At 50.9% G+C, this 20,781-nt stretch carries 18 protein-coding genes and 2 tRNA genes; 9 read left to right on the top strand and 11 right to left on the bottom strand.

Going from position 1 to position 20,781, the window contains the following annotated elements:
• Positions 1–140: 140 nt before the first annotated feature.
• Positions 141–216 (top strand) — tRNA-Thr (locus N3Z11_RS16515).
• Between the two features lie 17 nt (positions 217–233).
• Positions 234–309 (top strand) — tRNA-Phe (locus tag N3Z11_RS16520).
• Between the two features lie 116 nt (positions 310–425).
• Here N3Z11_RS16520 and ytfE read toward each other — a convergent pair.
• The gene (gene ytfE, locus N3Z11_RS16525; protein WP_260658303.1) at positions 426–1,112 is read right to left on the bottom strand and encodes an iron-sulfur cluster repair protein YtfE; all 687 of its coding nucleotides are present in this window, start codon (positions 1,110–1,112) and stop codon (positions 426–428) included.
• 187 nt (positions 1,113–1,299) lie between these two features.
• Between ytfE and norR the strand changes: the two genes are divergently transcribed.
• Genes norR through N3Z11_RS16540 form a run of 3 tightly spaced genes read left to right on the top strand, consistent with a single transcriptional unit; the run spans position 1,300 to position 4,102 of the window.
• Entirely contained in the window at positions 1,300–2,871 is a 1,572-nt protein-coding gene (gene norR, locus N3Z11_RS16530; RefSeq protein WP_260658304.1) for a nitric oxide reductase transcriptional regulator NorR, read from the top strand.
• Positions 2,871–3,299 carry a YbaN family protein gene (locus N3Z11_RS16535; RefSeq protein WP_260658305.1) on the top strand — a complete coding sequence of 143 codons (429 nt, stop codon included), beginning with the start codon at positions 2,871–2,873 and terminating at the stop codon, positions 3,297–3,299. Before norR ends, N3Z11_RS16535 begins: the two co-directional genes overlap by 1 nt.
• A complete protein-coding gene (locus N3Z11_RS16540) occupies positions 3,296–4,102 on the top strand; it encodes a HesA/MoeB/ThiF family protein (protein ID WP_260658306.1) in 807 nt (268 codons plus the stop codon). Before N3Z11_RS16535 ends, N3Z11_RS16540 begins: the two co-directional genes overlap by 4 nt.
• A 64-nt stretch (positions 4,103–4,166) precedes the next feature.
• On the opposite strand, the gene N3Z11_RS16545 is transcribed toward N3Z11_RS16540, so the two are convergent.
• From N3Z11_RS16545 to N3Z11_RS16555, 3 genes are all read right to left on the bottom strand, one after another.
• Positions 4,167–4,568: a putative zinc-binding protein gene (locus tag N3Z11_RS16545; protein WP_260658307.1), complete on the bottom strand. Its 402-nt coding sequence runs from the start codon at positions 4,566–4,568 to the stop codon at positions 4,167–4,169.
• 299 nt (positions 4,569–4,867) lie between these two features.
• Positions 4,868–6,085, bottom strand: coding sequence for an NnrS family protein (locus N3Z11_RS16550; RefSeq protein WP_260658308.1), 1,218 nt, complete (start codon positions 6,083–6,085; stop codon positions 4,868–4,870).
• 24 nt (positions 6,086–6,109) lie between these two features.
• On the bottom strand, positions 6,110–7,456 hold the full coding sequence (locus N3Z11_RS16555) for an MFS transporter (protein WP_260658309.1): 1,347 nt from the start codon (positions 7,454–7,456) through the stop codon (positions 6,110–6,112).
• Positions 7,457–7,767: 311 nt separating this feature from the next.
• On the opposite strand from N3Z11_RS16555, the gene N3Z11_RS16560 reads away from it, so the two are divergent.
• Both N3Z11_RS16560 and N3Z11_RS16565 read left to right on the top strand, forming a co-directional pair.
• Entirely contained in the window at positions 7,768–9,264 is a 1,497-nt protein-coding gene (locus tag N3Z11_RS16560) for a NarK family nitrate/nitrite MFS transporter (protein WP_260658310.1), read from the top strand.
• A 127-nt stretch (positions 9,265–9,391) separates the two neighbouring features.
• Positions 9,392–11,179 (top strand): bifunctional protein-serine/threonine kinase/phosphatase, encoded by a 1,788-nt coding sequence (locus N3Z11_RS16565; protein WP_260658311.1) that lies wholly within the window; start codon positions 9,392–9,394, stop codon positions 11,177–11,179.
• A 204-nt stretch (positions 11,180–11,383) separates the two neighbouring features.
• Here the strand turns inward: N3Z11_RS16565 and N3Z11_RS16570 are convergent, their stop codons facing one another.
• The 5 genes from N3Z11_RS16570 to N3Z11_RS16590 all read right to left on the bottom strand — a co-directional run bounded on the left by N3Z11_RS16570 (position 11,384) and on the right by N3Z11_RS16590 (position 16,113).
• Positions 11,384–12,520, bottom strand: coding sequence for a kelch repeat-containing protein (locus tag N3Z11_RS16570; protein WP_260658312.1), 1,137 nt, complete (start codon positions 12,518–12,520; stop codon positions 11,384–11,386).
• 112 nt (positions 12,521–12,632) lie between these two features.
• On the bottom strand, positions 12,633–13,031 hold the full coding sequence (locus tag N3Z11_RS16575) for a hypothetical protein (RefSeq protein ID WP_260658313.1): 399 nt from the start codon (positions 13,029–13,031) through the stop codon (positions 12,633–12,635).
• Positions 13,032–13,604: 573 nt separating this feature from the next.
• A complete protein-coding gene (mog, locus tag N3Z11_RS16580) occupies positions 13,605–14,138 on the bottom strand; it encodes a molybdopterin adenylyltransferase (RefSeq protein WP_260658314.1) in 534 nt (177 codons plus the stop codon).
• A gap of 13 nt (positions 14,139–14,151) precedes the next feature.
• The gene (locus N3Z11_RS16585; protein WP_409566876.1) at positions 14,152–15,114 is read right to left on the bottom strand and encodes a U32 family peptidase; all 963 of its coding nucleotides are present in this window, start codon (positions 15,112–15,114) and stop codon (positions 14,152–14,154) included.
• 3 nt (positions 15,115–15,117) lie between these two features.
• Positions 15,118–16,113, bottom strand: coding sequence for a peptidase U32 family protein (locus N3Z11_RS16590; RefSeq protein ID WP_260658315.1), 996 nt, complete (start codon positions 16,111–16,113; stop codon positions 15,118–15,120).
• 131 nt (positions 16,114–16,244) lie between these two features.
• Here N3Z11_RS16590 and N3Z11_RS16595 point away from each other — a divergent pair, with 131 nt between their 5' ends.
• Entirely contained in the window at positions 16,245–16,856 is a 612-nt protein-coding gene (locus N3Z11_RS16595) for an SCP2 domain-containing protein (RefSeq protein ID WP_260658316.1), read from the top strand.
• A gap of 165 nt (positions 16,857–17,021) precedes the next feature.
• Positions 17,022–18,104, top strand: coding sequence for a serine hydrolase domain-containing protein (locus N3Z11_RS16600; protein WP_260658317.1), 1,083 nt, complete (start codon positions 17,022–17,024; stop codon positions 18,102–18,104).
• Here the strand turns inward: N3Z11_RS16600 and N3Z11_RS16605 are convergent.
• Positions 18,064–19,797, bottom strand: coding sequence for a winged helix-turn-helix domain-containing protein (locus N3Z11_RS16605; protein ID WP_260658318.1), 1,734 nt, complete (start codon positions 19,795–19,797; stop codon positions 18,064–18,066). The two genes, N3Z11_RS16600 and N3Z11_RS16605, sit on opposite strands and share 41 nt — an antisense overlap.
• A 495-nt stretch (positions 19,798–20,292) precedes the next feature.
• Positions 20,293–20,697, bottom strand: coding sequence for a ribonucleotide reductase subunit alpha (locus tag N3Z11_RS16610; RefSeq protein ID WP_260658319.1), 405 nt, complete (start codon positions 20,695–20,697; stop codon positions 20,293–20,295).
• Between the last annotated feature and the right edge of the window lie 84 nt (positions 20,698–20,781).

The raw sequence follows: 20,781 nt of genomic DNA on the forward strand, positions 1-20,781 counted from the left end.
CAGATAGCTCAGTCGGTAGAGCAGCGGATTGAAAATCCGCGTGTCGGTGGTTCGATTCCGCCTCTGGGCACCATAAATTTTTGGTGTGTTGATTTCCTCTTTTAAATCAGTTCACTACAGTGTTCGCTTTAAAGAACAATGCCGCTTTAGCTCAGTTGGTAGAGCAACTGACTTGTAATCAGTAGGTCATCCGTTCGACTCGGATAAGCGGCACCATTTAAAGCAAAGAGTTTGCCCAGATAGCTCAGTCGGTAGAGCAGCGGATTGAAAATCCGCGTGTCGGTGGTTCGATTCCGCCTCTGGGCACCATAAACAACAAGCCCCGCAAGCAATTGCGGGGCTTTTTGTTTTGGGCTTTTAACTTTGAAACACAGACAAAAAAACAAGCGGGCCCAACTAAGCTGCAGGCCCGCCTGGTTGCGGCTTTATTGGCAGGAACCGCAGCATTGACCTTTTTGTTGTTGTGGTTCAACAAACAGAATTTCGTTTTCCAGCAGAATATGCTCCATTAAATCTTCTTTGAGCTCGGTCAGGCCAAGATATAACGCCGACCAGGTATTGCAGGCACCGGCCGGTAAATTCAGATCTTTGGCCAGGCTCAGCATAGTTTCCAGCGCATCCCCATGCTGCAGATGTTCTTCCTGCATCACCGAAATAGGGCCGGCCGGGAAAAAGCCGTTACATAACATCGGGAACAGGATCTGTTCTTCTTTGTGCATATGGCTTTCCAGCTCCTGATACATATGTTCCAGATGTGTAGCCAGGCCGGTTGGACACTCTGGATGATCGGCATGCACATGCTCGACCCGGCGCGCGAGGCGGATAAGTTCCGGTAGCTGCAACCGGTGTTTAGCGTGAAAACGTTCGAGAATAAAATACGCCAGCTCTTCGGTTTTAGCCTCGCGCCAGTTGCGCTGCATTGATGTGGGTTTTAATGCCAGCGCCGCCAGTTCGGTATTAATTTGTGTGGCGTTCAGTTGTCTTTTGGCCGCTGCTGCGGCCAGCGACTCTTTACCCCCACAACAAAAATCCAGTTTGTATTTGTGAAATACGGCGGTCGCGCCCGGAATTTGGGTAGCAAGCTGGCCTAAAGGTTGATCTAAATAAGACATAACAGACTCCGGTGTTTGGGCCTTGTGCAGGCGGAAATTTCACTTCAGCAGCGTGCTGCCGTTGTGCTGATATTCCAAGAATCAGGCCAAAACTACCCCTTTTGATTTATATAGATTTTTTGCCGGCAGTGGTAAATTTAACCCTGAAAAAACCGGGTAATAATTACCAAACAGGGTAAAAATAACCATGCTGGAAGAAACCTTAGTGGCTGATTTGGTAGCCGATTTACCCTCTGCGGTGCGGTTGCAACGCTTAGTGAATACCATGCGCACCCATTTTGGCTGCAGCGCTGTGGCGCTGTTGCAGTTACAGCAGGATCAGCTCAAACCTTTAGCGGTATGTGGCCTGGCGGCCGAAACCCTGGGCCGGCGTTTTATGGTGGCGCATCACCCAAGGCTTGCCACTATTTTACAAAGCCGGCAGCCGGTGCATTTTGCGCCCGACAGCAGCCTGCCCGATCCTTACGATGGTTTAGTTGAAGTGCAACAAGGTCAGCCGCTGTTGGTACATGACTGCATGGGCATTTCGCTGTATCTGGAAGGTCAGTGCTGGGGTGTGCTGACACTCGATGCTCTGCAGGCCGGTACTTTCAGCCGCTTAACAGTGCTGGAGTTACAAAGATTCAGTTTGCTGGTGGAAGCGGCGGTCAGGGTTTGTCAGCTCGAAACCGAACTGCGCACAGTGCGCTTTGCCAGAGCCAATCAGGTGCTCGACAGCGGTGTTTACCATTCACCTTCAGATGAAATTATTGGCCAGAGCCCGCAGCTCTTGCAGTTATTGTCGGAAGTGAAAGTAGTGGCAAGTTCTGATTTGCCGGTGTTGCTGCTGGGTGAAACCGGTGTCGGCAAAGAGTTATTTGCCCGTTATCTGCATCAAGAGTCCAGCCGCAATCACAAACCGCTGGTCTATATCAATTGTGCCGCTTTGCCCGAGTCGCTGGCGGAAAGTGAACTTTTTGGTCATGTCAAAGGGGCGTTTTCCGGCGCGCAGCAAGAGCGCAGTGGCCGTTTTGAGGCGGCAGATGGCGGCACCTTGTTTTTAGACGAAGTGGGAGAGTTGCCGCTTCTGGTGCAGGCCAAAATGCTGCGGGTGTTACAAAACGGCGAAATTCAGCGGCTGGGCTCGGATAAAAGCCGCAGTGTCAATGTGCGTATTGTGGCGGCCACCAACCGTGATTTAGCCCAGCAGGTGGCGCAGGGCGCCTTTCGCGCCGATTTGTATCACAGGTTGTCGGTGTATCCGGTGCCTATTCCACCGCTGCGTCAGCGCAGCAGCGACATTGCCATGCTGGCCGGGCATTTTCTCGAGCAAAACCGCAGCCGGCTTGGCCTCAGATCCATCCGCTTATCACAGGATGCGCAGCTGTTGCTGTTGCATTACCACTGGCCCGGCAATGTGCGGGAGCTGGAGCATGTGATAAGCCGTGCCGCTATTAAAGCGCTGAGTGAAGGCCATAACCGCAGTGATATTCTAACCATTGAACCCCGTTATCTGGATATCAGTCCAACAGCTGCAGTTGCCGGCGAGCATAAAATGGCCGGTGCAGATCAGGTGTTTAGCTACACATTAGCAATGGCCAAAGGCCTGCCGCTGAAACAAGCGCTGCAGCAGTTTCAGCGTCAGCATATTGAAGCTGCCTTTAAACAAAGTGGTGGCAGCTGGTCCAAAACCGCCAGATTACTGGAGATCGACAGCAGCAATTTACATAAACTGGCGGAAAAACTTGGGGTCAAAGCCCTGCTTAAAGGACAAGGCTGATGCACCTGGCCCGTATTGTTTTATTCCGTCTGCTGGCACTGGGCAGTTTATTGCTGGGGCTGATTGGCGTGGTGCTGCCCGGTTTGCCCACTGTGCCTTTTGTATTGCTGGCCGCTTTTGCCGCTGGTAAAGGCTGGCCACAGCTGGAAGCTCGTTTACTGGCACATCACAAATATGGCCCTTTGATCCATAACTGGCGTCGTTATGGTCTGGTGCCACGCAATGGCAAAATAGCCGCCAGTCTGATGATGACGCTCAGCCTGGTGCTTTGCTGGTTCAGCGCTTTTTTGCTGCTCTATAAAGTGCTGCTGACACTGGTGCTTGCAGCTGTCGCACTCTGGTTATGGCGCCGGCCAGAGCAGATCCCGCCTGATCTGATGACACCGGAGCTGATAACACGAGAGCGGTTTGATAAGGAGCAAAAATGAATCCAACAGCATCTGCAGAGCTGAATTTACAACAAGCCATGCGCTACAGCAGGCAAATTATGCTGCCTGCCTTTGAGCTGCAGGGACAGGAAAAACTGCTGGCGGCCAGGGTACTGGTGATTGGCGTGGGCGGGCTTGGCTGCGCTGCTTTGCCTTATCTTGCAAGTTCAGGGGTTGGCCAGCTGACGCTGGTTGATGGGGATGTGATCGATCGCAGTAATTTACAGCGGCAGATTTTGTTTCGCGAAGCCGATGTTGGCAAAAACAAAGCCGAAGTGGCGGCAGCGGCGTTGGCGCAGCTTAACAGCGACGTGAAACTTGGTGTTGCCAGCAGTTTTGCCGATGAAACTTTGTTGGCAAAGCTGATTCAACAGCATGATCTGGTGCTGGATTGTTGTGACAACTTAACGACCAGGCTGCTGATCAACCAATATTGTTATCAGTTTGAAGTGCCGCTGGTGTCGGGCGCTGCCATCCGGATGGAAGGGCAAGTCAGCAGTTTTGCCATGAACAGGCAACAGCAGCCGGACGCACCTTGTTATCAGTGCCTGAGTCTGGGTTTTGCTGAGCAGCAACTGAGCTGCTTGCAAGCCGGTATTTTATCGCCCGTGGTGGGGGTGATTGGCACTATGCAGGCGCTGGAAGCCATTAAAATTTTATCAGGTTGTGGCAGCACACTTTATGGCCGTTTGTTGTTATTGGATGGCAAATACAGTGAATGGCAAAGTTTTAATATCCGCAAGCAGCTGCATTGCCCCTGTTGTGGCGATGTAACAGCTGCGGACAAAAAGCCTGCTGAATAAAAGGAGCTTTTGAGCCTGTACCGGCGAGTACGGCGTGCTGGCAGCTGTTGCCGGCGAATGCCGCTTAGCCGGCCCCCTGTGGTTTAGAACTTGGCAAAATATCCTGCTGAATATGCTGCAATAATTTATAAGCCTGCTGCAAATCACAGTCTTCACCGTCGCGTTTTTTATAACCAAAGCTGGTCAGCTCCAGATGCCAGGTGGGCTCGACCTGCTGCAGTGCCAGAGTGTTGCGCACACAATTGAGCGGGCAACCGTCAATGGCCAGAATAGGCCGGCCGGATTTGGCCACTTTCACCAGCTGTTTCACCTGACCACCGACACCGGCAATACAGGACATTTCGGCAATACCCTCCCTGTCCAGCACCACTGCCAGATCATTGGCCAGCTGCGCTACGTTAGAGCAGCCAGAGCAAGCGTAAACCAGAGGTTTTCCGGCTAAAGGTTGGTCTGTGAAAGCGGCCATACAAAACTCCGTTATTGTGGATAAACACAAGCAACAAAAACGGCAACACAGTGTTGCTGTGAAAAGCCCGCGTTTGATGTCCAAAACGCAGTTGCCGTTTTATCTGTTGTTGCTGAGTCTAAGCATTGGCGCCTGGCATAACTTGATATAAATCAACTGAAAGTGGCAGCTACTCACACAGAGGTATCCGCAGTTGGCGGGAAAAACTGCGGTTATATGGCAAAACCGCAGGCCGGATAAAACACAAAACCAGCGCAAAGGCTGGCTTTGACAAAATAAATATCGGCCAGAAACTGCCGTTAACCCGGCCTGCCGTCAGCTCTGGTGCTGCACAGCATTTTGGCATAACAACAGCAAAACAGCGCATATGCCAGTACCCAGCAGCCAATAGCCAGTATCAGCAGCGCCTGGCTCATATCCGGCATTAGCCACAGCAGCAGGCTGCGGCTAATGCCAGCGCCCACTACCAGCACAAAAGCCGGTACCATCAACACCGACACCTGCAGTGGCCGGCCTGTGTGGCCAAGCGACACCCGCGCCATCATGGCTAAAATCATCGAACCCATAGCGCCGGCCGTTAATGCATGCAGTGCCGTGCTTTTGAGCACAGCATGGCCAAACAGCGTGATGCCACTGTAATGCAAAGCAAAAAGCGCAAGGCCAAGCGGAATAAACCAATAAGCCAGATGTAATGACCACAACAGTGGCACTCTTAGGGTGATCCAGATTTTCCAGCGGGCACAACGTACTGCCAGCAGCACTGCCGCAATACCATATAAAGCGCCAATCAGCGGATGTGGCAGGAAATTTTCCAGTTTTAAAAACTGCTGAATAAATACCAGCCATAAAAATCCGAGCGCCAGCCGGTCCAGCCAGAGCAGCGGCTCCACTTTTTTGGTTTGGGTGCCATTGGCGGTAAACATTGGCAGCACCCGGCCACCCATAATGCTCATCACCAGCGTCAGCAGCAACACGGCGCTATAAAGACCATGTTGTTGCAGCATATAGTCGTTTAATGCCAAACCAACCCAGCTGACCGCATTACAAATAGTGAGCAGCATCAGCACAGGTACAAAAAACAAATTACGCCACTGGGCTACAGCCAGAATAGGCTTGGCCATCAGCACGGCGGCCAAAGGTAAAAACAACAAGTCCAGCAGAGCCACCAGCCAGATGGGCAAAGCAGCGCCAAATAACAGCAATAATCTTGCACAGAGCCAGCAAAGCACCAGCCACAACAATGGCTTGCCATGGGGGGCTCTCAGGCCGGTCCAGTTTTGCATGGCTGTTAATAAAAAACCGGCCACTATGGCGCAGCCAAAACCAAAAATCATTTCATGGCTGTGCCAGAATAGAATATTGCCGACAGGAGACAGCGGCAGGCCGGCAAACAGCGCCAGCCCCCATAGCAGCATGGCAATACAGCTAAAAGCGCCGCCGAGTAAAAACAGCGGCCGAAATGCCAGCCGAAGTAAAGGCGGTATATCAAGTTCTGTTGTCAGATCAGTAATTTGCATCTTGTTTTCCCAAATAAAACGGCGTTAGTCGCTGCCGTCTTCTAATAAAAAATTGTGGGCTCTGGCCGCGGCCAGTTCACGCTGATATTGCTCACGCTGGTTGGCAAAAAACATCAAAATCATACAAAAGGCCAGCACGCCGTACAGCAACATAAAACAGGCGGTATGAATGCCGAGTAAATCCTGTGACAAGCCAAATAACAACGGCAAAGTGCAGCCACCCAGGGCGCCAATAGCCGCCACCATACCACCGGCAGCGCCCAGTTGGTTGGGGTAATAGTCATAAATGGTGCGAAACACACTGGCGCGGCCCAGGCCCTGGGCGATGCCGATAACAAAAATCAAGGCGGTAAAGAGCCAGAGGTTAATGTTAATTTCCAGCACCACTTCTTTTTTAATGCCGTGGATCACCAGGCTGGTGGGCGGGTAACTTAAAATAAATAAACAAATCAGGCAGATCCAGAACACACTCCAGTTCACCGCCCGGCCGCCGTAGCGATCGGCCAGCCAGCCGCCCAAAGCACGCACCATGCTGGAGGTGGTGACAAAAAACAGCGTAAAGGCCATAGCGTCGGCGGCGCTCAGCTGATAGGCCTGCATGTAATAGAGCGGCAGCCACAGCAGCAAGGCCAAAAAACTGCCAAATACAAAATAATAATACAAGGAAAAACGCCACAGCCTGGCGTCAGTGAACAACTGTTTGCTGCGCTGCCAGAAAGGGCTGTGTTTATTGGGCTGCGCCCTTACTGCAGTAATGTGAGCACTTTGCGGCATAGCCGGGGCAAACAATACAAAGAGTACAGCCAGTAAGGCCGTTAGCAGTGCATACAAAGCCCCCACGCCAAGCGGCAATGACAGTTGGTTCAACAGCGGCACCAACAATAAACTCAAAGCAGCACCGGCATTGCCCACGCCAAAAAGCCCCATAATGGTGCCTTGCTGCGCTGGTGGGTAAAAAGCCGACACATAAGCAATACCAAGGGTAAAAGCCACGCCGGCAAGGCCAAGCCAAAGCCCAAGCAATACCAGAGTCAACAGGCTTTGGGCATAAGGCAATAACAACAAGGCCGGAACAAGCAGCAGCATCAGCCAGAACCACAAAGTGCGGGGGCTGATTTTTTCCGCCAGAATACCGGCCGGAAACCTTAATAAAGCGCCGGTCAGCACGGGGGACGACAACAACAAACCATAGTCGGTGGCGCTAAGTTGCAGCCTGGCGGCAAGCTCAAGCCCAAGGGCGGCATACAAACACCAAATCGCAAAACACCAGGCAAAACAAAGAATGGAAAAACACAAAGCACGGCGCGCCTGTGGCTGCGGCGTCAGCAGCGAAGGCGCCGTTTCTGGGCTTGAGATCCGGATGTCAGACATAGTGCGTTGGCCTTTGGCATTTAAAGCTCTCTGATGATAAACCGCCGGTCAGCGGCATGGGGTTTTCATCGGGAGTATTCCTTTCGTTTTAGCCAAAGCGCTTTGCCAAAGCCGGCTACCTCATAGTGGGTAGCTGAGTGGTTTTGCTGTTATGCTGCACGCCCGTTACGCCCTACCCACTAGGTGATATTCCTTATAAAAACAGTGGTTTAGTGGCTGCTGTTGCTTGATTAAAGTCAATGTTTTTTTGCTTTTGAGTCTCTATGCTTCAGCCAGTTTTGTTATCACTGGGTGTTCCACTGGAGGTTTATATGTCCAAGCTGTCCTCTTCCGTCGCTGAAGCCGGAAAGGTCAATTTGCTGAATTTTGGGGATGCAAAAATAAAAACGCTGCATCTGACCTGGTTTGCATTTTTTCTGACTTTTGTGATGTGGTTTAACCACGCACCGTTATTGACCGAAATTAAACAAGCGCTGAGCCTGACCGACGCTCAGGTTAAAGCGTTGCTGATTTTGAACGTGGCGCTGACGATACCGGCCCGTATTGTGGTGGGTATTCTGGTCGACAAGTTTGGCCCGCGCATTATGTACAGCCTGTTATTAATGATTTCGTCGTTTTTTTGTATTGGTTTTGCGCTGGCGGAAAGTTTTGAAAGCCTGGCCTTATTTCGCTTTTTACTGGGTTTTGTTGGTGCCGGTTTTGTCATTGGCATCCGGCTGGTAGGTGAGTGGTTTCCAAGCCATCAGGTCGGCACAGCCGAGGGTATTTATGGCGGTTGGGGTAACTTTGGTTCGGCCGCTGCGGCCATGACCTTGCCCACCCTGGCACTGCTCTATGGCGGTGCCGACGGCTGGCGTTATTCACTGATCAGTGTTGGTGTGTTAAGTGCGGTGTATTCGGTGCTGTTTTACTATCAGGCGCGCAACACCCCTAAAGGTTCGGTGTATTTTAAACCGAAAAAAAGCGGGGCTATGGAAGTCACCAGCTGGGGCGACTTATGGTTGCTGATTTTGCTGAATATTCCAATGCATCTGGCGCTGGCTATGCTGGCCTGGAAAATGTCGCCAGCCGGGGTGAATTTATTCTCTGAACAATATATGTATCTGATTTGGGCCAGTTTAGTGGTGTTGTTTGTGATTCAGACCCATCAGGTATGGCGGGTGAACGCCGAGCACCTGCGTAAAGGCGTGCCAGAGCATGAAAAATATTCGTTTAAACAAGTGGCTATTCTGGATTTAGCCTATTTCACCACCTTTGGCTCTGAGCTGGCTGTGGTGTCGATGTTACCGCTGTATTTCCTGGAAACCTTTGAAGGTTTAAACCCGGTTTCTGCGGGTTTATTGGCGTCCAGTTTTGCTTTTATGAATCTGGTGTCGCGTCCTATGGGTGGCTGGTTCTCAGATAAGTTTGGCCGTCGCAAAAGTATGGTGTTGTTAATTGCCGGTTTATCGGCCGGTTATTTCCTGATGGGCTTAATGGACAGCAGCTGGTGGTTGCCGCTGGCGGTGCTGGTGAGTATGGCCTGTAGTTTCTTTGTGCAGGGCGGTGAAGGGGCGGTATTTGCCATAGTACCGCTGATTAAACGCCGCATGACAGGCCAGATTGCCGGTATGGCCGGTGCTTATGGCAATGTGGGTGCTGTGGTGTATTTAACAGTATTAAGTTACGTTGATTACAGTACCTTCTTTTATGTGATTGCCGCCTCGGCGCTGGTGGGGTTAGTGGCGGTGATGTTCCTGGACGACCCCAAAGGCCATATTACTGAAGTGGATGAAGACGGCAACGTGCACCATATTCACGTCAGTTAAGGCAATAGGTAAACAACTGATAAAACTGGCTGTGTGACAACAGCCGGTTTTGTTATTTGTGATTAGTTTTTGCAAGAGCACGGCTTTTGATGAAAAGCTACGTCATGATCCGGCAAAAGGGGCAAAGATGGCGTCAGAGCAACCTGGTGACGAAACATCGTTATTACAGTCACAGTCAGTATCTCAGCTCAGGCTGGCGGTGGGCGGTTACAGCTGCGCCGGGCATAAAAGCCAGAATGAAGATGCCATTGCCTGGCAATTACCAAAGGATAGCCATTTATTAACTTACAAAGGCGGCTGTTTTTGCTTAGCCGACGGTGTCAGCTCAGCTGAAGCCGGCGCACAAGCCAGCGACTATGCAGTGCAACATTTTGCCAGCGAATACGCCAATACCCCCGACAGCTGGTCGGTAAACCACAGTGCCAGTCAGTTACTGGCCAGTATCAACACAGCGCTTTATCAGCAAAGCCATGCCTATGTTTCTGAAGAAAAAGGTTTTTTATGTACCTTTAGCGGCCTGATTATTAAATCTCATACGGCTTATTTTTTTCATATTGGCGACAGCCGCATTTATCTGTGGCGCAAAGGGGTGATTGCCCAGCTAACGCAGGATCACACCACCAAACTCAGTGAAAACCGCCAGTTTTTAGGCCGGGCGCTGGGCATGGATGAGCAGGTGCAGTGGCAGTCCGGCAATGTCACGCTGGAGGTAGGCGACAGGTTTTTACTGTGCAGTGACGGCCTGTCGGATTTTATGGATGATACAGAGCTGTCGGCATTATTAAGCCCTGAGCCACAGCAGGATTTAACCACACTGGCTGAGCAGTTATGTCAGCTGGCGCTTAAAAACGGCAGTGACGACAATATCAGCGCACTCATCGTCGAAGTGCAGGCGCTTAGTGCGCAAACGCTGGAAGACTACAACGAAAAACTGACACGGCTGCCGTTTTTGCCGGTGCTGGTGCCTGGTATGAAGGTGGATGGCTATCAGGTGGAAAAAGAAATTTTTGCCAGCAGCCGCAGCCACTTATATCTGGTACGGGATTTAACCACAGATAATATCTGGGTATTAAAAACCCCTTCGGTAAATTTTGCCGACGATCACAGTTATATCGAGCGTTTTATCCGCGAAGAATGGATAGGGCTTCGCATTTCCCATCCCAATGTGGTGCAGGTTCACCGTCAGCAGCGCCCCCGTACTTTTTTATACTATTTATTGGCTTATGTTGAGGGTGAAACGCTGGAGCACTGGTTTGCCCGCGTTGATAAACCGCTGAAACCTGCCAAAGCCATCACGCTGGTGCAGCAAATAGCGGCCGGTTTGCAGGCTTTTCACAAGCTTGGCGCCGTGCATCAGGATCTTAAGCCCGGCAATATTATGCGCCGCCCCGACGGCACTTTAGTGCTGGTCGATTTTGGCTCTGTTTATGTGGCGGGCCTGGCCGAAATGTTTTCACCGCTGGAGCAGGACATTGCCCTTGGCACCGCCAGTTATTCCGACCCGCACTATTTGCTGGGCCATAACTCCGGCGTGCAGGGCGATGTGTATGCTCTGGCCACTATTTGCTACGAGCTTTTTACCGGTCAGCTGCCATACGGCCCTAAAGTTGAAGATTGCCAGACTATGCGCGACTACCAGAAACTGCGGTATCAGCACAGTTATCAGCACAACCCGGTGATCCCGCCCTGGTTCGACCGCGCACTGGAACTGGGTGTCAGCCTGGACCTAAGCCAGCGCTACAGCTCAGTGAGCTTGCTAATGAAAGACTTACAAAACCCCAACCCCTTGTTTTTACAGCAACAAGTCGTAGCCAAACACAAAACCAACCGGCTGTTATTCTGGCAACTGATGTCGGGTTTCTGGTTTGCTACCTTGCTGCTGGTGATTTGGTTGTTTTTGATCCGAAGAGGTTAGCGGGACTTTTGCCTTTTGCTGAGGAAAAGTTGAAAAGGTGGTTATCAGCTGTTGCTGGCAAACCGGCATTGAACCTTTGAGCAATCCGCTCACCGCGAACCTCTCATTTGTGCCTGCGACCGCTGAATGGCAGAACCAGAAAAAACCAAGGCCTGCTGGATCAGGCCTTTGGTTTTTGTCACAGGTTCAGTCAAGGTGTTGCCATTAATCTGAAGTGTCCGCTTGGTTTTTGCGATAAACCAGCCAGCTTTGGGCTGTGGGGCGGATATGGTTGTCGTAGCCGCCCAGAACCAGGACTTTGCCGCCGGATAAAGGGGTTGCAGTACTAAAAGCGAGGCGATTGCCAATACTGCCAACGGCTTTGACAAAAGCCGCTGCGCCAGGTGTCCAGATCTCAACATCCTTTGCGTCACCAACCACAACAACATCGCCGCTGGGCAATACTGTGGTGGCGGTCACTATCTTGTACCTGGGGTTTAACAGCGATGGCCCCTCGCTAAAGCGGCCGGTGTCAGGATCGTAAATCTCCGTTTGGGCAATCCGGTGTTGCTCTTCGCAGTTGCGGGAGCCTCCAATCACCATCACACGTCCATCCTGCAGCGGTACAGCGCCGTGTTTGCATCTTGCATGTCGCATAGCGCCAGTTTGCGAAAAGGTGTTGGTGGCCGGGTTGTAGAGTTCCGCCGTTGCAGTGGCTAACTGGCGTTTGTGCAAACCACCAATCACCAATACACGTCCATCCGGCAAACGGGCCGCGGCGTGGTGGGCTCTTGCCTGATGCATTGGCCCTGTTGCAACAAAGCGGCCTTTGTTCAGATCAAACACCTCGGCCTGCGAAAGTGCGTTATTAACGGCGCTTGCACCGCCTGTAAGCAGAATTGACCCGTCGGTGAGTGGGGTTGCTGTTGCGTCCATTCTTGCTGATAGCATCGCTGCGGCCGGTGTAAAAGTGCGAGTGCCGGGGTCAAAAAATTCGGCCGATGCAGTGGTTTGATTGCCCGTCCAACCACCGGCAACCAAGACCCGGCCGTCCTTGAGCAAGGCCGCCATATGAGCAACCCGGGCTTCACGCATGGGCGGTGTTATTTCAGTGCGTCCGGTACTGGTGTGGAATAATTCGGCTGAACGTTCAACCGGGCTGCAACCGCTGCCACTGCAGCCGCCAGTCACCAGCACCAAAGCTTCGGACAAGAGAGTAGCCTGATGGGCTGCCCTTGGCACTGACAGGTTAAAAGCAGCTTGCACTGTCCAGTCAGGTGTTGTCAGAGGCTTGGGGGCAGCAAAGGCCTGGGCTGGGGTAAAACAGCTCAGGCCGGCAACAAAAATCAGTTTGGTTTTCATCCAGGCTTCCTTGCTATGCAGTGATGCCTAATTATGCACAAAAGGACAAAAAAGCACTGTGCAATAAGCCAGCGGCTTATAAATCATTCACTTAAAAGAATAGTTTGATAGCTTATGACCAGACGCCTGCCATTGCAGATATAGCCAGACCTAGTCCTGCTCCAAACATAGCAAACGAAACAATGGTGATCCGGCTTTCTACTTTGGCAGTGCGCGGCAACTTAAAACGCCCGCCAGTCGCATCGTCGTCCTTTGCCAGTGTTGAACGTAACCTTTCAACGAGGATCTGTTGTGCTTGCAGTGAAAATAGCGCTGACAACACGAGTAAGCCACTTGCCAGGATCATCAAAGGCCGCGCAGAACTTCCGGTGAGCACAGTTTGCAGCAAGGTAATACTTCCGCCAGCGGTGGCGAGCGCAAGGGTAGCAAGCTGTTTGAGAAAGTCGAACGAAAGAAAGGCTATAGTGTCGTTCGAAACGTTATGTATATTTGTGTTTCCCTGTGGGGCCATCGTTTTGTCCTTTTTATCTGTATCAACCAGTATGGCGAGGTATTGATCAGGCTTTTGTTACCGTTGTTCAATTCGAATATATGCTCAGAACACAGAGGTTCAAGCTAAGCGTTTTGTAAAGCACTCTCTCAGGGATTTTAATGTCTGGACATTTCAATCAGCCATGCACTGGCACTCTCTCTCATGCATCAAAACTCAACCAACAGGAAATCCACGTTTTAAGTCGTACGTTTTCCCGTTTTTCCGAGATATACGTCCAAACTACATAGAAATATTATTCGCGACAAGTCGTCATAGAAAAGTCAGTTTTTGTGAGGGGGAAGGACTGGTACAACCCGCAAAGTGAAATTGGCGACAACATATGTAAATTTTGGAAGCCCGCCAAAGAGGCTTAGCTGCCGGGGCGAAACCCGGCATAAGCACCAAGGCGCAGGGCAGCAAATAAACAATTAAACCAGTCAGTGATTACATTAACCAGCGCTAACAGCCCTCAGCAAAAGGGCCGTGCAACAGGCCGCAGCCTTAGCGGCAAAACAAACCCCTTCGGCAGCCATTCAAACGGGCGCTAAAGCTTTAGCCCTTTTTTGGCCGGAATACCTGAATCACCTCGTCATTACACTGCAGATAAGGCCCTTCCATCAGGTCGATGCAATAAGGCACGGCTGGAAATACTGCGTCCAGGCACTGGCGGATGGCGCTGGGTTTGCCCGGTAAATTAATAATTAAGCTGCTGCCACGCAGGCCGGCGGTTTGGCGCGACAAAATAGCGGTGGGCACAAATTTCAGTGATTCGGCGCGCATCAGCTCGCCAAAACCCGGCATCATTCTGTCGCACACTGCTTCAGTGGCTTCCGGGGTTACGTCTCTTTTGGCAGGACCTGTGCCGCCAGTGGTCACCACCAGGCGGCAGCCCAGCTCGTCCACCATTTGACACAAGGTTTGTTCAATCAGCGGCTGTTCGTCCGGGATCACTTTATATTCGGCCTGCCATGGGCTTAATAAATACTGATTCAGCGTGTCGATAATGGCTTTACCGGAAATGTCGTCGTAAATGCCAGCTGAAGCTCGGTCGCTGACGGTCAGAATGCCAATTTTGGCTGGGTGCATTTTTCTATCCTTTTTAGTCGTCGGCCTGTTTTAAATGAGCCTGCTGTAAACCTGCCAGCTGATGCCAATAACCGTTGCAATCGCCGGCCGGCAAAGGCTGATGGCCCGCTACAGCACCAGATAACTTTTGCTGAAATTTATCAAGCCATTCAAAGCTTTGTGCTGGTTCCGGGCTTAACCTTACCACATCGGCCAGGCCGCGCATTGAAGACAAATCGTTCAGCAGGTTGTATCTGTCGCCCGACTGGGTTTGAATGCCGTTGAGTAAAAACACCGCTTCACCTTCCTGTGAATTGGCAATGCGGCCTTTGGGGTAGTTGATACAACAAAGCTCACACTGATCTTTAGCGCGGTTTTCCGAGCGGGCGGTAAAACAACGGCCCGACCAGGCCAGCGGCAGATGACCAAAAGCAAACACTTCCACTTCAAAACAGTCACGCACGTCGGCAATTAACGGTTGTTGCAAAATGTCCTGTAGCCAGTCGCGCGACAGCTCCACCGGCATCACCCAGCGTTTCATGCCCAGCTGCAACAACTGGCGCAGCGCCTTGTGGTTATAAACGCTGATGGCGGCACCGGCAACAAAAGGCAGTTGCTGCTCCTGCAGCATCTGAATGGCACCTACATCGTTGGCTTCAATCCAGAACTCGCCATTGTCGCAATAACGGCGCAGCTCTTTGAGCTCAGAAGGCGACTCCAGCATGGTGAGAGTAGATAACACCACTTCTTTGCCGGCTTCGCGCAACATCTGAGCAATGGCCAGATAATCGCTGAATTTCAGCTCGCGCCTTTTGCTGCAAACGGTTTCGCCTAAATACACCAGCTGCGCTGGTGAAGAAGCCGCTTGCTGATAAAAATCCAGCATCTTGGCTTTGGGCCAATAATATTGCACCGGCCCTAACGCCAGTTTCAGCGGCGCTGCTGCTGTGTTTAAAGGGCTGGCCGCTGCTGTTGTTGCGTGTGTAAACAAAGACATAAGTTATTTCCAGCTGCGATGATAAGCACCCAAAGTGGTTTGGCTGCCTTCAGATAAAGACGCCAGCACCTGATCCCACTGCGCCTGCACAGTAAAAGCATCGGGATTGGCTGCTAAAGTGTCGATAGCCTGGCGCCACACCCGGGTCAGGCTTGCCACATAAGCCGGGCTGCGCTGGCGGCCTTCAATTTTCAGCGACGCTATACCTTCACGCTTTAACTCCGGCAGCAGCGCCAGCGTATTGAGGCTGGTGGGCTCTTCCAGCGTATGGTAAAGCTCGCCGTCTACTTCAAAACGGCCTTTGCATAAAGTGGGGTAACCTGCGGTTTCGTTTGGGGCAAATTTGTCTATCAGCACACCGTTTAAACGCGATTCCAGGCTACCGTCGTTATTTTCCTGCCAGCGCACAAAAGCGGCGGGCGAGCAGGCACCGGCTGTATTGGGCGATTGCCCTGTTAAATAAGAGCTTAAATAACAACGACCTTCGGCCATAATACAGAGGCTGCCAAAGGCAAACACTTCAAGTTCAATGTCGCAGCTGCGGGCAATAGCCCGTACCTGCTGAATAGACAACACCCTTGGCAATACCACCCGGCTGATGCCGTACTGACGGTAAAATTCGATGGCGGCCATATTGGTGGCCGACGCCTGCACCGACAAATGCCGCTCAATGTGCGGGTATTGCTCAGCGGCATAAGCCAGCACCGCCATATCGGCAATAATCAGCGCGTCGGCACCTGCTGCCACGGCTTGATCCACCGCCTGTTGCCAGCGCGGCCAGCTGCCCGGATGGGCAAAGGTATTAATAGCCACATGCAGTTTTTTACCGGCTTTGTGCACATAAGCACAGGCTTCGGCCAGCTTTAAATCGTCAAGATTTAAACCGGCAAAATTGCGGGCATTGGTGTCGTTTTTCAGGCCAACATAAACGGCGTCAGCACCGTTTTCAATGGCGGCTTTGAGCGCCGCCACACTGCCGGCAGGGCACAATAATTCCATCCCTTTCTACCTCTTTGGCGCAATGGGCGCTTGGCATTGGCTGTGTCACCATGGTTTAGCAAAAAGCAGCAGCGCACAGCTTTAACAGCATTAGCTGCAGTATAAAGTGTTGAGCCCAGGAGATGTTCCCAATGTGTCAACTCAAAATGATTACTCCAAAAGTGATAAAAGCCCTGCCCAAAGCCGGCCAAAAGCTAAACCAGCTGCTGCCACAACCGATGAAAATTGCGCTGATAAACTCGGTGCTGAATAAGGTATTTGCCAAAGACTGCGCCCTTGGCGCGCTGGATTTTTTAACCGGCAAAAAGGTGCTGATAGAAGTCACCGACTTTGCTTTTAGTTTTATCGTTGAGTTGCAGGCACAACAGCTAAAAGTAAGTGCCCTGAGCGCAGTGAATGCCGGGGGCGCAGAGAGTTTAGGCAGCGCAGTGAATGTATCGGGTGGACCACGTGCTGCGGATACAAAGAGCGCAGCGCAAAAACAACAGGCTGACTTAACAGTCAAAGCCAGCAGTGTGGATTTTTTCCTGTTATGCAGCAGCCAGGCCGACCCCGACACGCTGTTTTTCCAGCGCCGTTTAAGCATGCTGGGCGACACCGAACTTGGCCTGTATTTAAAAAACTATCTGGACAGTTTTGACAGCCAAAACCTGCTACCGGCCAAAGTCTGGCAATTACAGCAGTATCTGGCTTTACAGCTAACGCCAGAGCCGCAGGCGGCAAAGTCTGGGGGTGGGCGTTAGTTATGTCGCTGTTCAGTTATGCCCCTTAGCGGCAAACTCAAATCTGAGTTTTCAGTAAAAACTAATGCTATATCAATATCTTCAGAATTCTTCAGACATCTTTAACTGACATTTTCCGGCGCGGCAACAACACTGGCGGAACCATCAATCACCCCAAGGTATGTTATGAAAATTCAGTTATTTTGCACCGCCTGCTGCATGCTGGCAGTGAGCAGTTTTGCTAAGGCAACTCAGCCAGCAGAGAGTCGCAATGCACCTCATATTGCCAGCCGCATTGCCGGGCTGAAACCGCAGCAGCTCAGCAGTGTGCTGGTAATGCAGCACAATCGACTGCTGCACGAAAGTTATTACAACGGTGCCGGTGCTGACGACCTGCATGATATTCGCTCGGCCAGTAAAAGCCTGACCGGTCTGATGTTTGGCAGAGCCATTGCCGACGGTTATTTTCAGTCGGAACAGGATAAGGTGTTGCCGCTCTTTAGCAACACCCGATTGCTAAGCCCGGCGCCGGAAAAAACCGGCATGACGTTTTTTGATTTATTGTCGATGACCAACCCGCTTGAATGCGACGATATGAATGAGTTGTCGGAAGGTCAGGAAGAAAAAATGTATCTGACCAAAGACTGGGTGAGTTTTTTTCTGAATTTGCCGGTCAGAGCAAATCCACCATGGGAAACGCCGATAGCGCAGCAGCCTTATGGCCGGGACTTTGCTTATTGTACCGCCGGTATTTCGGTGACAGCAGCCGCCATTGAAATTGCGTCCGGCAAAAAGCTGGCGGATTACACCAAAGAAGCACTGTTTCAGCCGCTTGGCATCACACAAAGTCAGTGGTTATTTAATGCAATGGGCATCACCCAGGGCGGTGGTGGTGTCAGAATCAAACCTAAAGATCTGCTTAAAATTGGTCAGCTGGTGTTAAATCAGGGTAACTGGCAAGGTAAACAGTTAATACCAAAAGACTGGATCGACAAAAGTTTACAATCGTATTCCGAAGCGATGCCAGAAATGAACGCCAGCTACGGCCTCACCTGGTGGCGTTTTCCTTTTCAAATCAATGGCAAAACTGTGGATAGTTTTGCTGCGGCGGGCAATGGCGGTAATTATTTGTTTATAGTGCCAAAGTTAAATGCCACTGCGGTGGTTACCGCAACTGCCTATAACACGCCTTATATGCACCAACAAACACAGGCCATTTTTGCCAAAGCTATTCTGCCAGCATTAATGCAGCAGGATCAGGCAAACTGATAGTGGCTATTTTGCTGCGCTCGGTAGTTACCGAGTGCCGCATTTGCTGGATCAACTGCTGAAACTCAGCATCGGCAAACAGCGGCTGAAATACCGGCAAGGCCAATAGATACTGATAGTCAGAAAAACCAGCAGCAAGCGCTGTGGCTATGGCTTGTTTTGCTGCTGCGCTATCGTCATCAGCCAGATGCACAATACTTTTGGCAATGTGCCAATTGGGCCACACCGGTGTTTTATGCTCGGTTAAAGGCCGAATCACCGCAGCTATCACATGGTTTTTCTTGCTTAACCAATAACTTAACGACTGCGCATACAAACTATTGGCTTCCAGAGCTGTGGCTTTTTCCAGCGCCTGCTCTGCCTGTTGCCATTGTTGATCCTGCATGGCCAGCACCGCCAAAGTGATATAACTATCGGCTGTAGCTGATTGAAATTGTTCCAGTTTATTTAAAGCCTGATAGGCCACTTCAGTCTGGCCTCTGGCTTTTGCATCTCTTGCATATTGGGTTGCAACAAAAGCATCGTCCGGTGCAATTTTATAAGCCACTTCAGCCCAGACTTTGGCTTGTTCTGTGAAACCTGTCAGATACAAAATTTCGGCTATCTGCAAAAAGGTATACCCATTTTTGTTATTTAATACGGTCAGGTTTAACTGCATAGCTTCATACATACGCCCTTTACGCACATATAAATAAGCCAAAGAAGCAGCAATCTCGCTAATAGCACCACTATTGGCTGCTAACGCCTGCTCGTAATGATAAATGGCCTGTGCTATATCACCCTGAGCGTCAAAATAATAACCTGTTAACTTTTCCAGTTGCCAGCGGCTGACATCTGTTGTGGCTAAATGGCTGATCTGGTCAGCGGCGCGCTCCAACAATAACGGCTCACCGTTAAATTTCACCACTCGCTCAATAGTTGCTGCGGCCAACGCCAGCCGGGCCGCGGTATGGTCCGGCGATTGTTGTAAAAACTCCTCAAACAGCTCTATGGCAATTTCATTACCAGACGCGGTATTTTGCCGGGCATAACCAAAAGCTTTTTGCAAAAGTGCCGGTTGTGCTGGCTCTGCCAAATTATTGCTGTGACTAAGCGATGGCTTGGCCAGATAAAACCAGGCGGCGATGAGCAGCAGCAATAGCACAGCCAGATAAAAGTAGGGGGCAGCTCCCTGTGGAGCCCGCATCAGCCGGGCTGCGCTATTCGCCTGGGCTGCGTTGTTCACTTGAGCTGTGCTATCTGCTTTGGCTGCACCATTCGCTTGAACTGCACCAGCGAAAAAATCGGTGTTATCAGGCTTTGCAACAATGGGTGGCGTTGTTATCTGTTTGACCACGGGCAAGAGCCAGCGATAGCCTTCACTTCGCACCGACTCAATGACCTCAGCCTGCAAAAAGCTCAGCGCTTTTCGCAGCAAAGACACCCGCTGTGCCAGGGTTTCATCTGATACATAAGATTTGTGCCATACCGAGCGCGCCAGTTCATCTGCAGACACCAGCTGCTGCTGCGCCAGCACCAATCTTTCTAACAACCGATAGGTTAAGCCTTTAAGCGGCAGTGGCTTGCCATCATAAAAAACGTGCTGGCTTTTAGGCAAAATCACCAGCCCGCCACTCAGCAGCTGCAATTCACCATCTGGTATTTCAGCGCCAACAGCCTCAGAGGTGACAACATCAATTTTTATCGGAGCCATAAGTACAATTTAGTTTTCAGTTGATTGTTGTCTGATGCTTTGGGTTTGATGGTGGACTTATTGATCTCACCCTAAGTCTTAACTCACTAATTTGCAAATCGTTTTTCCGGATAGGTTTAAAACATTTCCGACAAAATCCGGGTTTTGTTGACTCGAGTTGTTCAGAATTTAACTGATGTTTGCTTCGGGATGTTTTATCAGTGGTTTTTGCAGTTTTATTAAGAAGATTGAAGGCACAACAATTCGGCTTTCTTCAGCTTCTGGTACTAAGCCGCTGTTAGATAAGCGGCAACAAGGCAGTAACTGCTGGCCTGAACCAGTGGCAAAGAAGGGGAATTCAATATCAGTGGCCATATGCCCATTTAAATAAAACCTTTGCTTTAACAAGACACTCAATAAAGCGCTACAGCTATCAAGTGGCGGCTAATATAGCCCGGCAACCGGGCTGTGGCGCTTTTTTGAAAGGTGACACTTTTTTGCACGGGAGTGTGGCGCTTAATAAAGCGCCACCAGTTCACCCTGACGGTTAAAGGTAAGGAAGTCGGCAATAATGCCGGACTGAATTTTGGCCAGCATCATTTTTAGTGGTTGTTCGGCCTCATCGCTATTGGGGGCAAAACCACCACGGCCGCCAAGCGCTGAGACAAAAGCAATATCCCACTCAATGCAGGTATTTGCTGATTCTGCCGCTAAAGTGGCAAATTCCGGGATTTCGTCCGGCAGTTTATCCACACAAAGCACCGGGCTTAAGGCGCCACCGTGGCCTTGCTGATAACTGTCGTGCTGATTTTGGGTGTAACCATTGGGCAGTTCGGCTTTGGCAAATACAAACAGCAGCCGTTGTGGCTCGTTTTGTTGTTTGGCGGCGGTAATTAAATCCTGATAACTTTCAATATTCATCTGAAACTCCCGGCCTGTTGCTGCAGGCGTAAACAAAACGAAGCTGTGGCAGCGCGGCTATCCAAGCTATTGATTTCCTGAAGA

This window comes from Rheinheimera sp. 4Y26 (assembly GCF_025245835.1).
Taxonomy (GTDB): Bacteria; Pseudomonadota; Gammaproteobacteria; order Enterobacterales; family Alteromonadaceae; genus Pararheinheimera.